The organism is Herbaspirillum sp. WTB6 (assembly GCF_057457785.1).
Genome location: NZ_CP176522.1, coordinates 1,111,194 through 1,123,875, shown reverse-complemented (window position 1 = coordinate 1,123,875; position 12,682 = coordinate 1,111,194). Strand labels below are relative to the sequence as shown.

The following is a 12,682-nucleotide window of genomic DNA, read 5'->3' as shown; positions in this document are numbered from 1 at the left end:
ATGATCAGGCCAGCGAAAGACCCCTCTTCGGAAACGCCGGGCAAAGGGCGGCGCACCTCTTCCCAGGTATTCGAGACCTTGCGGGACATGGCGATCTCGTACGAGATCAAGCCTGGCGAACGCCTGAACGAAGTGGCGCTGGCCGAACGGTTGGGCGTCAGCCGTACACCGGTGCGTGAAGCTCTCCACCTGTTGGCGCGTGACGGTTTTTTAGTGGAGTCGGGTCGCGGTTACATCCGCCGGCCCTTGAACGTGAAGGAGATGCTCGATCTTTACGAGACGCGCGAGGCGATCGAGGTGGAATGCCTGCGGCTTGCTGCAGAGCGGGCCACGCCGGCGCAGATTGCCGGCATCGAGGCCTTTCTGGCGGACAGCCTGAACATATCGCCCGAGGTGCCGGTGGTCGAGCTGGTTCAACTGGACGAAACTTTTCACCAGTTGCTGGCGGAGATGTCCGGCAACAGCGAATTGCAGCGCATCTTGCGCAGCCTTAACGAACGTATCCGCTTCATCCGCTGGATCAACATGGAACATACCGGCCGAAGCAAGACCCAGGCCGAGCATGCCGCGATCGTCGATGCGCTGCGGCGCCACGACCTGCAAGCCGCGCAGGGGCACATGCGCGGTCATATCTCGAAACGCACCGCCCAGATCAAGGAATCGATTACTCAAGGCCTGGCCAGGATCTTCCTGGATGGGGGAATTGACAGCGGACACTGATCCCAGAGCCATTCGGCGCAAACTGCGCGACCTGGTCGCCAACGCTTGTACGAGCTGGGTTGCGGATACGAAGACATGAGCAGCCACGACCAGTTCCGGGTACTGTCCGGGTACGATGACAAGCAATGGGAGTGGAGGGATTGCCGAACCACTTGGCCAGCCGCCGAGCGCAGCGGTTGACGCCAATTCGCTCTCGACACTATAGTGTGAAGATGATTTCCGACTTCGACCACCTTTCCGAAAAAATCCGCCAACTGGCGGAGTTGGCGCAATCGCTGCGCCGGGAGAATGCCGAGCTACGCCTGCAGGCCTCGGCGCTGGCTTCCGAAAATGCCGAACTGGCGCACCGCATGCAACTGGCACATCAGCGTGTGGCGGCCTTATTGGAAGCGGTTCCTGCCATGACTGCGGATCAGGAGCTGGCATGACCCAATTGGACGTGTCGATCATGGGCCAGCCCTACCGGCTGGCGTGCCGCGAGGGCGAGGAAGATGCCTTGCGACAGGCGGTTGCCTATCTGGACGACAAGATGTGCGCGATCCGCGATGCCGGCAAGCTAAAGGGTAACGACCGCATTGCGGTGATGGCGGCGCTTGGCATCGCCGCCGAACTGCTGGCGCTGAAGTCGCCCAGCGGGCCGTTGTCCGAGTTGACGATGGCAGAAGTGAAACAGAAAATTTCTGCCATGCATACGGTACTCGATCAGGCGCTGGCGCCGCAGGAAAATTTATTCTGACTCCGTGCGGAATAGAGGTTGTGAGGCGCCGCAGCGCGCCGAGCCACTCTGTCTCCAACTCAGCAAAAATCCTTGCGGGGCAGAGTTTGTAAGGCGCCGCAGCGCGCCGAGCTACTCGGTCCCAACTGATTAAAATTACCTACCTTCAACACATCACCAAACGGTTTGACATGCGACCCGAATAGGGTAGACTGAATGTCCCTGCCGTGTTCGCCATTGCCATATATTCCTTGAACCATTTATGCGCATCGGTTGCGGACCTTGTTTGATGGGAGTGCGCGTCGCTAGTCCGACGAACCCGAAGTTGAACTGCCTGTGACCACCTTGAACCGTCTTGGTTCGGGATGCCGGCAAAGCGGCACAGGCGGGGGTATGAATCGTGAGCGGCTGCATTGATGCAGCCGCTTTTTTTGGCGCCTCGATGTCGAAAGCCATGCGCTATTGGTTAATGAAATCCGAGCCGGACGAGGTCGGTATCGACGACGTATTGGCGGCGCCGAATCAGACGGTCGGATGGTTTGGCGTCCGCAATTATCAGGCGCGCAATTTCATGCGCGACGCGATGCGGGTCGGAGACGGAGTCCTCTTCTACCATTCCAGTTGCGCCGAACCGGGGATTGCCGGTCTGGCCGAAGTGGCGAGCGCCGCCTATCCGGACCCGAGCCAGTTCGACCGCAACAGCAAATATTTCGACCCCAAGGCGACACCGGACAACCCGCGCTGGCTGCAGGTTGACGTGCGCGCCATCACAAAAATTCGGCTGATCGATTTGCCGCAATTGCGCGCGCATGCCGAACTGGCCGACATGCAGGTGCTGAAGCGCGGCAATCGGCTGTCGATTACGCCGGTGGCGGCGCACGAATGGCGTTTCATTATGCAGCAGTTGCGGGCAGACGCCTGAGTACAGGAAGGGCTAAATGGATTTCGGTTTGATTTTTGCATTGCTGGCGCTAGGGGCGATGGTCGGCTTTGCCGCCGGCCTGCTCGGCATCGGCGGCGGCATGCTGCTGGTGCCGTTCATCACGCTGCTGCTGAGCTTGAAGCAGTTTCCCGAGCATCTGGTGGTGCATGTGGCGATCGCGACTTCGCTGGCGACCATCATGTTCACCTCGGTGGCGTCGGTGCGCGCGCATCACAAGCACGGCGCGGTGCAATGGCGGATCGTAGGCTTGCTGGCGCCGGGGATCCTGATCGGCTCCTGGATCGGGCCGTGGATCGGCACGCAGATGAACTCCTCCGTGCTGGCGGCGTTTTTCGGTGTGTTCGTGCTGCTGTCGGCGACGCAGATGCTGCTGAATAAAAAACCGGCGGCGACGCGCAGTTTGCCGCAGCGCTCCGGCATGTTCGCCGCCGGCGGCGCGATTGGCGTGCTGTCGGGGCTGGTCGGGGCTGGCGGCGGTTTCATCTCGGTGCCGTTCATGACCTGGTGCAATGTCAAGATCCACCAGGCGGTGGCGACTTCCGCCGCACTCGGCTTTCCGATTGCGCTGGCCGGCACGCTGTCGAACGTTTATTACGGCAGCAGCGTGCCCGATCTGCCGACGGGTTCGCTCGGCTTCATCTATCTGCCGGCGCTGCTGGTGATCTCGCTTGCCAGCGTCGTGATCGCTCCGCTGGGAGCGCGCACCGCGCACCGGCTGCCCGTCAAGTCCTTGCGCAAGATATTTTCGCTGATGCTGTATGTGCTGGCCGGCTACATGCTGTGGAAGGCGTTCGGTCGCTGAACCTGCTGCTTCTCAGTGGAGTATATTAAATAGATGGCCATTTTTTGCCCGATATCAGCCATCAATGTTGGGAGTATGTGGGTTCGGCAAGATCGCCTGAAAACCGTAGGCTAATGCTGCTCAGGCATTCCGGTACTGTTCGCGCAGCAGGTTTTTTTGCACCTTGCCCATCGTGTTGCGCGGCAGTTGCTCTTGAAAGAACACCTGTTTCGGCACCTTGAAGCCGGCGATTTTTCCTTTCAGCGCGCCGATGATCTGCGCCGCCGTCAGGTTTGCCTGCGGTCGCGCGATCACCACCGCTGTCACCGCTTCGCCGTAATCGGGGTGCGGCACGCCGATCACGGCCGATTCCAGCACGCCGTCGATTTCATCGATCACCAGTTCGATCTCTTTCGGATACACGTTGTAGCCGCCGGAGATGATCAGGTCCTTGCTGCGGCCGACGATTGTCAGGTAGCCGTCGGCAGTCCACTGGCCGACGTCGCCAGTCCGGAAATAGCCGTCGGCGGTGAATTCCTCGGCGGTCTTTTCCGGCATGCGCCAGTAACCGCTGAACACGTTCGGCCCCTTGACCTGCACCGCGCCCGCTTGCTGCGGCGCGCACGGCGTCCCGTTCTCATCCACTACGCGCACCGAGACGCCGGGCAGCGGCAGGCCGACCGTGCCGCCGATGCGTGCGCCATGGTAGGGATTGGAGGTCAGCATGTTGGTTTCGCTCATGCCGTAGCGCTCCAGGATGGTGTGGCCGGTGCGTTCGATGAAGGCGTGGAAGGTGTCGGTCAACAGCGGTGCCGAGCCGGAAATGAACAGGCGGATGTTGGCGCAGGTGTCGCGCGTGAAGCTGGCCTCGGACAGCAGCCGCACGTAGTAGGTCGGCACGCCCATGAAGATCGTGGCGCGCGGCAGGTGTTGGATCACCTGGGCGGCATCGAATTTCGGCAAGAAGATCATCTTGCTGCCGTTCAGTAAAGCGCCATGCGCGGCGACGAACAGGCCGTGCACATGGAACAGCGGCAGCGTGTGTAGCAGCACGTCGCCGTCCTGCCAGTGCCAGTACTCGCGCAGCACCTGGGCGTTGGCCGCCAGGTTGGCGTGGGAGAGCATCGCACCCTTGCTGCGGCCGGTGGTGCCGGAGGTGTACAGGATCGCCGCCAGATCGTCCGCTTGGCGCGTGACCGTCTCGAAGCGATCGGGCTGCAAGGTGGCGCGAGCCAGCAGCGAACCCGGGTTTTTGCCATGCTGCGGTTCGTCCAGGGTGAACACGTGCCGGGTGCCGGCCTTGAACGCGGTCTGCGCCACCCAGCCGAAATTTTTTGGCGCGCAGACCACTACCGCCGGCTTGGCGTCGCCAATGAAGTATTCGAGTTCCGCGGCCTGGTAGGCGGTATTCAACGGCAGATAGATGTAGCCGGCACGCAGCGTCGCGAGATAGAGGAATAGCGCTTCCGGCGATTTTTCAACCTGCACCGCAATGCGCGCATCCTTTGGCAGATTCAGGCTGGCCAGCAGGTTGGCGATCTTCGCGGTGGCGCGTTCCAGGTCGCGCCAACTGTAAAAGCGGCCGTCGTGGGTTTCGATGCAGCAGGCATCCTTATCTTGCGGAAAACCTGCTTCCAGCAAAGCGTACAGATTGGCGTTCATCGATGGCAACGAAAAGGAATGGAAAGGGGATTAGCGGGTGGCCCCAGGCTGCTCCGGATGCCGGTATGCCAGCCAAAGCAAGACGAGTCCGAGCACGATCATCGGCAGCGACAGCATTTGCCCGGCCGAGATCGTGATGCCGGCAAACGCTACCTCGTAGTCCGGCATGCGGAAATATTCGGTAAAGAAACGGGCGCAGCCATAGCCCAGCGCAAAGACACCACTGACAGCCATGTAAGGACGCGGCTTGCGCGCATACAGCCAGAGGACGATGAACAGCAGCACGCCGTCGACCAGCGCCTGGTAGATCGGTGATGGGTGGCGCGGCAGGCTGTCGACGTTGGGCCAGATCATGGCCCACGGCAGCGCGGCGTCGGCGACGCGCCCCGGCAGTTCGGCATTGATGAAGTTGCCGATGCGGCCGAACGCGTAGCCGAGCGGCACCATCGGCGCGATGAAATCCATGATGCCCATCAGCTTGCGGCCGCGCTTCCTGCCCCAGATCGCCATCGCGATCATCACCCCCAGGAAGCCGCCGTGGAACGACATGCCGCCCTTCCACACCGCGAAGATTTCCAGCGGGTGGCTGAAATAGTAGGCCGGGTGATAGAACAGCACCTCGCCCAGGCGACCGCCGAGCACCACCCCCAGCACGCCATAAAACAGCATGTCGTCCAGGTCTTCCTTCTTCCAGCCGGCGGCGGCGATGTGCGGCTGCGACAGGCGCAGGCGGCCAAGCGCGATGAACTGGGCGAACGCCAGCAAGTACATCAGGCCATACCAGCGCACCGCCAGCGGGCCGAGCGAAAAGGCAATCGGGTCGGGCATCGGATGGATCAGCATTTATCGTTTCTTTCGCAGTAATTCCAAAAAGGCGGCCAATACCGGCGAGCGGTTGTCGCGGCGCCAGGCCAGGCCGGTTTCCACCAGCGGCACCGGATCGGCCAGCGCCCTGTAATCGACGCCGGCGCGTTTCAGATTCGACACCGATTGTGGCACAAGTGCAATCCCCATACCGGCCGAGACCAGGCCGACGATGGTTTGCATCTGGATCGCTTCCTGGCCAATGCGCGGCGTCAAACCGGCGCCGTGGAAGCAGGCCAGGATCGTATCGTGCAGCGCGGGCGCGATGCGGCGCGGGAAAATGATCAGGGGCAAATCGGCCAAGGCCGGCAACTCGACGCGATTTTTGCCGCGCAAGGCCTTCATTCCGGCCGGCGCCGCCAGCACCAGCGGTTCCTTCAATACCGGCAGGTAATCGAGTTCGATCCTGGCGCGCTCCGGCAGCGGCGGGATCAGGAGGCCGGCATCGATGCGCTGCTGCGCCAGATCCTCCAACTGCAGGTCGGAAGTGGCTTCGCGCAAGTCGATCTGCACCTGCGGCCAGGCTTCGCGGAATTCGCGCAGCAGCGCCGGCAGCACGCTGTAGTCGGCGGTGGAGACGAAGGCCAGCGACAGCGTCCCCGAGCTGCCGGCGGCGGCGCGCTGCACCAGTTCGGGCAAGGCGCCGGCCTGTTGCAGGATGCGGCGCGCTTCCGGCAACAGCGCGGCGCCAGCCGGCGTCAGCGCCACGCTGCGCTGGCTGCGCGCAAACAAGGGCGTGCCAAGCGTCGCTTCCAGCGCCTGGATGGTTTGCGACAAGGGTGGCTGGGTCATGTGCAGGCGCGCGGCGGCGCGGCCGAAATGCAGTTCTTCCGCCACCGCGACGAAATAGCGCAACTGGCGCAAATCCAGATTCCGCATTTCGGCATTCATATGCAATCCATATCAATCATCATGGAATCATATATTTGACAGCGTAGGGTGCGCAAGGCAAGCTAGCAAAAATCCCGCTTGAAATTCCCGTTTTATATTTCCACTCCCGGAGGGCAGCATGGCATTCAATCGTCGTTCCAAAAACATCACGCAAGGCGTCGCCCGCAGCCCGAACCGCGCGATGTACTACGGCATGGGTTACGAAAAGGAAGATTTCGACAAGCCGATGGTCGGCATCGCCAACGGCCATTCGACCATCACACCGTGCAACTCCGGCCTGCAAAAGCTGGCCGACATCGCGATTGCCGCGGTCAAGGAAGCCGGCGCCAACCCGCAGGTATTCGGCACACCGACCATCTCCGACGGCATGTCGATGGGCACCGAGGGCATGAAGTATTCGCTGATCTCGCGCGAAGTGATCGCCGACTGCATCGAAACCGCGGTCAACGGCCAGTGGATGGACGGCTGCGTGGTGATCGGCGGCTGCGACAAGAACATGCCGGGCGGCATGATCGCGATGGCGCGCACCAATGTGCCCAGCATCTACGTCTATGGCGGCACCATCAAGCCGGGCCACTGGAAGGGCAAGGACCTGACGATCGTCTCCGCCTTCGAAGCGGTCGGCGAGTTTAGCGCCGGGCGCATGTCGCAGGAGGATTTCGACGGCATCGAGCGCAACGCCTGCCCGTCCTCCGGCTCCTGCGGCGGCATGTATACCGCCAACACCATGTCGTCCTCGTTCGAGGCGCTCGGCATGTCGCTTCTGTATTCGTCGACCATGGCCAACCCGGACGATGAAAAAGTCGGCTCGGCGGCGCAGTCGGCGCGCGTGCTGGTGGAAGCGGTCAAGGCGGATCTGAAGCCGCGCGACATCATCACCCGCAAGTCGATCGAAAACGCGGTGGCGGTGATCATGGCCACCGGCGGCTCGACCAACGCGGTGCTGCATTATCTGGCGATCGCGCATGCGGCCGAGGTCGAATGGACACTGGATGACTTCGAGCGCATGCGGCACCGGGTGCCGGTGATCTGCGATCTCAAACCCTCGGGTCAGTATGTGGCGACCGATCTGCATGCCGCCGGCGGCATCCCGCAAGTCATGAAGGTGTTGCTGAATGCCGGCCTGATGCATGGCGACTGCATCACGATTACCGGCCGCACGCTGGCTGAGGAACTGGCCAACGTCCCCGACGTGCCGCGCGCCGACCAGAAGGTGATCCGCACCATCGACAATGCGCTGTACAAGGAAGGCCACCTGGCGATCCTGAAAGGGAATTTGTCGCCGGAAGGCTGTGTGGCCAAGATTTCGGGCCTGAAAAATCCGGTAATCACCGGCCCGGCACGGGTCTTCGACGACGAATACACGGCGATGGAAGCGATCCTGGGCGACCGCATCCAGGCCGGCGACGTGCTGGTGCTGCGCTATCTCGGGCCGAAGGGCGCGCCCGGCATGCCGGAAATGTTAGCGCCGACTTCCGCCATCATCGGCAAGGGCTTGGGCGAATCGGTCGGCTTCATTACCGACGGCCGCTTCTCGGGTGGCACCTGGGGCATGGTGGTCGGCCACGTGGCGCCGGAAGCCTATGCGGGCGGCACGATTGCGCTGGTGCAGGAAGGCGATTCGATCACGATCGACGCCCGGCAACAGTTGATTCAACTGAACGTGCCGGACGAGGAAATCGCGCGCCGCCGCGCCAACTGGACGGCGCCCGCGCCTAGATACACGCGCGGCGTACTGGCGAAATTTGCGGCGCTGGCATCGTCGGCCAGCAAGGGCGCTGTCACCGATTAATCGGAGTATGCTGGATTTGTCGCGATTTCACGGGCGAAACTGGGGAATATCCAGTAGAGTATTGGTGGAGACGGAGTTATCTGGACTGGCTATCGGGACATGAGCAAAAGCGGTCGCCGCTTTTGCCGCGCCGAACCTAGCCTGCGCCTAGCGCTTGCGCGGCGGATGTTCGAACGTCTTCTTGACGCGCTCCGCGCGGATTTTATCCAGTTGTTCGTGGGCGCGGCGTTTGTCGCGGCCGGTCAGACGCTCGCCAAATTCGAACCAGAGAAAGGCGAGCGCCAGCAAACCTGCGACCCACCACCAGGAAAGTTGGGCGAACGGCCCGATTTCAAAATAACGCAGCGCAGATAACAGGACAATCACGATAATCAGCGGCATGGCGGGCTCCTTTCGCCGCAGAATAGGGGGAAACCGAAGCTCGGTCAACTATCCACCGATGCTGGCCGTTATAGTGAAAAGAAGTATTTTCCGGGTTTAATTCAGGGTAAAATGGCCGGGAATTTTATGGCTGAGTATTTTTTGGGAGAAAACGATGAAACGTGCTTTGTTGCTTGGGTTGGTCTTGACGGCATTTGCTTCCGGCTCGGCCATGGCAAATGCGGATTTGGCGAAATCGAAAAACTGTCTGGCGTGCCATTCGGTCGACAAGAAGGTGGTCGGCCCGGCGTTCAAGGACGTCGCGGCAAAGTTTGCCGGCAAGAAGGGCGCGGAGGATGAACTGGTGCAGCGCGTGCTGAAAGGCAGCAGCGGCGTCTGGGGCCCGGTACCGATGCCGGCCAACACGCAAGTGAGCGACGCCGAAGCGCGTACCCTGGTCAAGTGGATTCTGTCCTTGAAATAAACCTGAACCAGGACGTTTGCCTTTTCAAAAAGCGCTCGCATGAGCGCTTTTTTTCGTCCGTAGGAATCGGGCAGACGTGCTGCGGCGGCTCGAAGCGGCCGCTTTGCCTCTGCCCAGTATCCCCGTAGGCAAAAAAAAGCCCGGATCCGAAGATCCGGGCGCTGCATGCGCTACGGCTGCTTACTTGGTAACCGCCAACTGCACCCGCTTGCCGTCACGGTAGGTGTACAGCGTCAGCGTACCTTCCTTCATGTCACCCTTTTTATCGAACTCGATCGGGCCGGTCACGCCTTTGTAGTGGATCTTGGCCAGTTCCGGCAGATATTTTTTCGGTTCCACCGAATCGGCCTTCTGCATTGCCGCCACCATGACCATCGTGGCGTCATAGGTGTACGGCGCATACAGTTTCACGTTGGTGCCGAACTTCTTCTCGTAGCGGGCACGGAAATCCTCCATGCCTTTCTTGTCGGCGTCCACCACGCCGCCGGCTTCGGCGCAGACAACCTGGTCATTACCCATGCCGTCGCCGGCCAGGGTCGGCAGTTGCTCGGTGCAGATGCCGTCGCCGCCCATGAACTTGGCATTGATGCCGAGCTGTTTCATCTGACGCAGCATCGGACCGCCCACCGCATCCATGCCGCCGAAGAAGATGACGTCCGGGTTCTTGGCCTTGATCGCGGTCAGGATCGCGTTGAAATCGGTCGCTTTGTCGTTGGTGAATTGCTGCGAGACGACTTGTGCGCCTTTGCCTTTCGCGCCCTTGACGAACTCTTCCGCCACGCCTTGGCCATACGCAGTGCGGTCGTCGATCACGGCAACATTTTTTGCCTTCAGGATCTGTACCGCATAGCGTCCCAGCGTGCCGCCCAGCTGGCCGTCATTGGCGACGACGCGGAAGGCGGTGTTGAAGCCTTGCTGCGTATATTTGGGGTTGGTTGCCGAGGCGGAGATTTGCGGGATGCCGGCATCGAAATATATCTTCGAGGCCGGGATCGTGGTGCCCGAGTTCAGGTGGCCGATCACGCCCTTGACGCCGGCGTCCACCAGTTTTTGCGCGGCGGCGGTACCTTGCTTCGGATCGGCGGCGTCATCTTCGCCAAGCAGTTCGAATTTGATTTTCTTGCCGCCGATCGTGACGCCTTTCGCATTCAGTTCATCAATTGCCATGCGCGAGCCGTTTTCATTGTCCTTGCCAAGGTGCGCAATGGCACCGGACAACGGGCCGACGTGGCCGATCTTGACGACCTGTTCCTGCGCGGCGGCGGTACCTGCCAGCGCAAATGCAATAGCACCAGCCAGCGGGATCAATTTGGTCTTGAACTGCATATAATTTCCTCCTAAGGATTGATATACGATGAGCTTGCCGCAACACTAACTTATTCAGATGTCTGAATAACCAGACGGTACAACATAAAAAACGGTTCGGAAAGAGTTTTTCTGCGGTTTTTTTCACAACGGACAACTTTTATATGCCCACCCTCCATACCCTTGACAAGGTCGACCGCAAGTTACTGAATTTGCTGCAGCAGGATAACCAGACGCCGACCCGGACGCTGGCCGAACGGGCACATATTTCGCAGCCAACCTGTTTGCGCCGGCTGCGGGACTTGCGGCAAGCGGGGATCATCAGCGCCGATGTGGCCCTGGTCAACCCATTCGCGCTGGGGTATGGCATGCTGGCGTTCCTGGAAATTTCGCTCAACAATCAATCCGACGAGCAGATGCAGGAATTCGAACGGCGCATGAACCGGGAGGCGGAGGTGATGCAGTGCTACTTCGTGTCCGGCGATTACGATTATTTTGTGGTCGCCCATGTGCTCGATATGGACGCCTACTACCAATTCGTGCGCCGCGTCATTTCAGGAGCAGGGGACGTGCGCCATTTCCAGTCGCGCTTTCCGATGAAACGGGTCAAGTTCGCCACGCGTATCGCATTTGATGAGAAGGCCGCCGAGGTAAGCGTGCGGGCGTCCCGCTAGACGTTTTGAGCCGGCCGGTCGACATCGCCGCCGGCTGGCTCTTTCAGCAAAGGGCCGATTTGAGCCGGCCGCAAACTGCGGGCAGGGGGACTCTCCGACTTGGCTGATCAAGCCTCGACGGCGTGCGCAATACCCACCTGCGGCGCGCGGCGCGGCATTCCGGTGAAGGCAAAATCGACGTCCGGCTGACGGCCGGAAACGATGTCCGCAATTGCACGCCCCGAGCCGCAACCCATGGTCCAGCCGAGCGTGCCATGACCGGTATTGAGGAACAGGTTGTTGAACCTGGTTTTGCCGACATACGGAACGTTGGATGGCGTCAAGGGCCGCAGGCCGGTCCAGTACGCCGGATTCGAGTAATCGCAGGCATCCGGGAACAGTTCGCGCGTGCGCCGGGTCAGGGCTTCGCAGCGCGTAGTGTTCAGTTCGCGCGTGTAGCCGTTCAACTCGCAGGTGCCGGCCACGCGCAGGCGATCGCCCAGGCGCGAGAACACCAGTTTGTAACCATCGTCGGTCAGCGACACGGTGGGCGCTGCATCCGGGTTGGTGATCGGATAGGTCGCCGAATAGCCCTTGCCCGGATAGACCATCAGATCAATGCCTAGCGGTTTCAGGATCGGCGCCGAAAAACTGCCCATTGCCATGACGAAGGCGTCGGCGCGCAGCACCTGGTGACGGCCCTCGGCATCGATGATCTCAACCCCGCTGATCTTGGCGAAGGCGCCGGAGCCTTCGGTCAACAGGCGCGTGATCGTGGTGTTGAATTTGAACTGGACGCCGGCCCCCTCCGCTTTTTGTGCCAGGCCGGCCGTAAATTTATAGATGTCGCCGGATTCGTCGGTCGCGGTGAAATCGCCGCCGACAATCTTGTCGCGGATGCGAGCCAGCGCCGGCTCGATTTTCACCACTTCGTCGGCGCCGATCGACTCACGCGGGCAACCGAGGTCGCGCATCAGTTTCGCCATTGGCAGCGAATCGTCAAATTCTTTCTTGTCGGTATAAAAGTGCAGGATGCCGGCGCTCAGGCAGTCATAGTCGATGCCGGTTTCCGCGCGCACCGATTGCAGTGTCTGACGGCTGTATTCGGAGATCGCGACAATCTGGCGAATGTTGTCGGCGGTGCGCGCCGGGGTGCATTCGCGCAGGAAATTCAATGCCCATTTCCATTGCAGCCACTCGGGACGGAAACGGTACAGCAGCGGAGCGTCTTCCTGGCCCAGCCATTTCAGCACCTTCATCGGCGCCGATGGATTGGCCCAGGGTTCGGCGTGCGAGACGGAAATTTGGCAGCCGTTGGCGAAACTGGTTTCCAGCGCCGCCCCAGGCTGGCGTTCAATGACGGTCACTTCGTGGCCGGATTTGCTCAAAAACCAGGCGGAAGCCGTGCCGACGATGCCGGAACCCAAAACGATGACTTTCATGCCGATCCCCTTGTTATATTGGAACAAATTGTAAGAAATTCGGCATCACTTATGTATTCAATACGAAGGC

General features: G+C 60.8%; 14 protein-coding genes and 1 other RNA gene. 9 read left to right on the top strand and 6 right to left on the bottom strand.

Annotated elements, in window-relative coordinates; genetic code table 11:
* The 6 genes from ACK2VC_RS05130 to ACK2VC_RS05105 all read left to right on the top strand — a co-directional run bounded on the left by ACK2VC_RS05130 (position 1) and on the right by ACK2VC_RS05105 (position 3,180).
* On the top strand, positions 1 to 720 hold the full coding sequence (locus ACK2VC_RS05130) for a GntR family transcriptional regulator (RefSeq protein WP_486732521.1): 720 nt from the start codon (positions 1 to 3) through the stop codon (positions 718 to 720).
* A 212-nt stretch (positions 721 to 932) separates the two neighbouring features.
* Positions 933 to 1,148, top strand: a complete 216-nt coding sequence (locus ACK2VC_RS05125) for a DUF904 domain-containing protein (RefSeq protein ID WP_486733170.1) — start codon at positions 933 to 935, stop codon at positions 1,146 to 1,148.
* A complete protein-coding gene (locus tag ACK2VC_RS05120; protein ID WP_486732520.1) occupies positions 1,145 to 1,456 on the top strand; it encodes a cell division protein ZapA in 312 nt (103 codons plus the stop codon). Before ACK2VC_RS05125 ends, ACK2VC_RS05120 begins: the two co-directional genes overlap by 4 nt.
* 195 nt (positions 1,457 to 1,651) lie before the next feature.
* Positions 1,652 to 1,831, top strand: a non-coding RNA gene (gene ssrS, locus ACK2VC_RS05115) — 6S RNA.
* 58 nt (positions 1,832 to 1,889) lie between these two features.
* A complete protein-coding gene (locus ACK2VC_RS05110; RefSeq protein WP_486733169.1) occupies positions 1,890 to 2,357 on the top strand; it encodes an EVE domain-containing protein in 468 nt (155 codons plus the stop codon).
* Positions 2,358 to 2,373: 16 nt separating this feature from the next.
* The gene (locus ACK2VC_RS05105) at positions 2,374 to 3,180 is read left to right on the top strand and encodes a sulfite exporter TauE/SafE family protein (RefSeq protein ID WP_486732519.1); all 807 of its coding nucleotides are present in this window, start codon (positions 2,374 to 2,376) and stop codon (positions 3,178 to 3,180) included.
* A 120-nt stretch (positions 3,181 to 3,300) separates the two neighbouring features.
* Here the strand turns inward: ACK2VC_RS05105 and ACK2VC_RS05100 are convergent, their stop codons facing one another.
* From ACK2VC_RS05100 to ACK2VC_RS05090, 3 genes are read right to left on the bottom strand one after another with little or no spacing between them, the layout of a single operon-like run.
* Positions 3,301 to 4,821 (bottom strand): malonate--CoA ligase, encoded by a 1,521-nt coding sequence (locus ACK2VC_RS05100; protein WP_486732518.1) that lies wholly within the window; start codon positions 4,819 to 4,821, stop codon positions 3,301 to 3,303.
* A gap of 30 nt (positions 4,822 to 4,851) precedes the next feature.
* A complete protein-coding gene (lgt, locus tag ACK2VC_RS05095; protein ID WP_486732517.1) occupies positions 4,852 to 5,664 on the bottom strand; it encodes a prolipoprotein diacylglyceryl transferase in 813 nt (270 codons plus the stop codon).
* The gene (locus ACK2VC_RS05090; protein WP_486732516.1) at positions 5,665 to 6,576 is read right to left on the bottom strand and encodes a LysR family transcriptional regulator; all 912 of its coding nucleotides are present in this window, start codon (positions 6,574 to 6,576) and stop codon (positions 5,665 to 5,667) included.
* A gap of 118 nt (positions 6,577 to 6,694) precedes the next feature.
* On the opposite strand from ACK2VC_RS05090, the gene ilvD reads away from it, so the two are divergent.
* On the top strand, positions 6,695 to 8,368 hold the full coding sequence (gene ilvD, locus ACK2VC_RS05085; protein WP_486732515.1) for a dihydroxy-acid dehydratase: 1,674 nt from the start codon (positions 6,695 to 6,697) through the stop codon (positions 8,366 to 8,368).
* Between the two features lie 147 nt (positions 8,369 to 8,515).
* On the opposite strand, the gene ACK2VC_RS05080 is transcribed toward ilvD, so the two are convergent.
* Complete coding sequence (locus ACK2VC_RS05080) at positions 8,516 to 8,749, bottom strand: TIGR04438 family Trp-rich protein (RefSeq protein ID WP_486732514.1); 234 nt, start codon at positions 8,747 to 8,749, stop codon at positions 8,516 to 8,518.
* A gap of 154 nt (positions 8,750 to 8,903) precedes the next feature.
* On the opposite strand from ACK2VC_RS05080, the gene ACK2VC_RS05075 reads away from it, so the two are divergent.
* Positions 8,904 to 9,212 (top strand): c-type cytochrome, encoded by a 309-nt coding sequence (locus ACK2VC_RS05075; RefSeq protein WP_486732513.1) that lies wholly within the window; start codon positions 8,904 to 8,906, stop codon positions 9,210 to 9,212.
* 180 nt (positions 9,213 to 9,392) lie between these two features.
* Here ACK2VC_RS05075 and ACK2VC_RS05070 read toward each other — a convergent pair whose 3' ends face one another.
* Positions 9,393 to 10,538 carry a branched-chain amino acid ABC transporter substrate-binding protein gene (locus ACK2VC_RS05070; RefSeq protein ID WP_486732512.1) on the bottom strand — a complete coding sequence of 382 codons (1,146 nt, stop codon included), beginning with the start codon at positions 10,536 to 10,538 and terminating at the stop codon, positions 9,393 to 9,395.
* A gap of 143 nt (positions 10,539 to 10,681) precedes the next feature.
* On the opposite strand from ACK2VC_RS05070, the gene ACK2VC_RS05065 reads away from it, so the two are divergent.
* Positions 10,682 to 11,191, top strand: coding sequence for an Lrp/AsnC family transcriptional regulator (locus ACK2VC_RS05065; protein ID WP_486732511.1), 510 nt, complete (start codon positions 10,682 to 10,684; stop codon positions 11,189 to 11,191).
* A 107-nt stretch (positions 11,192 to 11,298) separates the two neighbouring features.
* Here ACK2VC_RS05065 and ACK2VC_RS05060 read toward each other — a convergent pair whose 3' ends face one another.
* Positions 11,299 to 12,612 (bottom strand): D-amino acid dehydrogenase, encoded by a 1,314-nt coding sequence (locus ACK2VC_RS05060; protein ID WP_486732510.1) that lies wholly within the window; start codon positions 12,610 to 12,612, stop codon positions 11,299 to 11,301.
* Between the last annotated feature and the right edge of the window lie 70 nt (positions 12,613 to 12,682).